The 1,874-nt window shown below is 72.3% G+C and carries 2 protein-coding genes; both read right to left on the reverse strand.

Annotated elements, in window-relative coordinates:
• On the reverse strand, nt 1-331 hold a 331-nt coding region (locus AC13HU_RS36485; RefSeq protein ID WP_483046292.1), incomplete at its 3' end, for an ATP-binding protein.
• Between the two features lie 345 nt (nt 332-676).
• Nucleotides 677-1,540 (reverse strand): glycerophosphodiester phosphodiesterase, encoded by an 864-nt coding sequence (locus AC13HU_RS36490; protein ID WP_483046293.1) that lies wholly within the window; start codon nt 1,538-1,540, stop codon nt 677-679.
• Nucleotides 1,541-1,874 lie beyond the last annotated feature (334 nt).

Genomic DNA, 1,874 nt, shown 5'->3' on the forward strand with positions numbered 1-1,874 from the left:
GGCGGGCGGGCGTCGGCCCGCCCGCCCGGCCCTCCGCTGTCCGCGGGTCGCTGCCGAACCCGCTGATCCCGCTGATCCCGTTGCTTCCGCCGATCCCGCCGATCGCGCCGGAGCCGTCGAGCGCGCTGTCGTCCAGGGGACGGGCGTGCCGACAGGAGTTGCTGATGAGTTCCGAAAGGATCAGGACCGCGTCGTCGACGACCGGATCCGGGACCCCTCGCACGCACAGGTCGGCGCGCAGTCTGCGTCTGGCGTCCGCGACGCCCGTCGGACCATGGGGCAGGGCCATGGACGTGGACGTCGGCACCTCTTGCGCCACCATCAACGACACCCCCAAGACCTCCTTGTTCACCCCACGACACAGGGTGGATGCCCCTTGGAACTCGAACGGAAACAGGCCAAGCGCGATCTTTTACGGCACACTGACGGCTGATATGGAACACGCCCTTGCCCGAGGCACGATCCGGCGCGTGGCGTAACGATTCAGCCCGTGAGGCGTGCGCCTCGCGTGCGACGGCGGCGGAAGCGCGCCGGCAACGCGGCGAAGGCGGTGGCGGCGACGATGGAGGAGATGGCCGTACGCCCGTGTGGAGCGCGTGCAGAGCACGAAGCCGTGGCGGGGGTCGCAGCCGTGGCGGGGGCCGTGGCCGGGGCCGCGGTGGCCGGCGCGGACCGGTCAGCGGCCGAGCTGGGCCAGCACCCGGCGCGGGCGGTTGGTGATGATCGCGTCGACACCCAACCGCGCACACAGCTCGACGTCCTCGGGGCGGTCCACGGTCCAGACGTGCACCTGGTGCCCGGCGCGGTGCAGGCGCGCCACGTAACCGGGGTTGGCGCGGAGGATCCGCATGCTCGGCCCGGCGGTGCCCACGCCCGCAGGCAGCCGCCCGTCGCGGTGCCGCGGAGAGACGTACTGCATCAGGTAGACCGTCGGCAGCGCGGGCGAGGCGAGGCGGACCCGGCGCAGCGAGCGGGCGGAGAAACTCATCACCCGCACCTGGGAGGGCGTGCCGGGCGCCGGGCGGTCCAGGCCGAACCGGCCCAGCAACTCCAGCAGCCGTTCTTCCACCTGTCCGGCCCAGCGGGTCGGGTGCTTCGTCTCGATGGCCAGCTCGACCCTGCGGTCGGTGTCGGCGACCAGTTCCAGCAGCCGCTGCAAAGTCAGCACCCGGCTGTGCTCACCCGGGTCGTCCGGGCCGGTGCCGAGCCGGTCCAGGGCGAACCGCTCCGGCGCCTCGTGGTCGGCGTTCTGGCCCTTCCAGGAGCCGAAATCGAGCGCCGCGAGGTCGGCCAGTTCCATGGACGACACGGCGCCGCGACCGTTGGACGTGCGGTTCACCCGCCAGTCGTGCACGCACACCAGCTCACCGTCGGCGGTCAGCCGGACATCGCATTCGAGCGCGTCCGCACCGTCCTCGATAGCCTTCCGGTACGCGGCGAGCGTATGTTCTGGTACGTCCTCGGAGGCGCCCCGATGGGCGACGACCTGGACCGGCCGTCCCTCCGGGTACGGCTCAGGGGCCACGCGCGCAAACGTCACCGGGCCATGGTGCCACCCTGCGGCGGTCGGCCGCGCCGCCAGGCGTACGGGTCCGGCCGCGGACTCCGTGCGGCGGGCTCGCGGGCCCGCAGGTTCCGCTGCGGCGGGCCCCGGACTCCGTGCGGCAGGACGGGGTGCGGCGCACAGGTACCCCTTACGGCGGTCCGACACGCCGTAGGAAATGCTGTGTGCACGACGTGATTGGTCCCCTTGTCTTCAGTCGTTCGTCATGACCCTTGAGGAGAAATGCTGTGAGCACCGAGAACGAGGCCGGGTCGTCCGTACCGGCTGCGGAGTCGGCGGCCGCGCCCGACGGTGCCTCGGCTGCCCACGT

The organism is Streptomyces sp. NH27 (genome assembly GCF_056859195.1).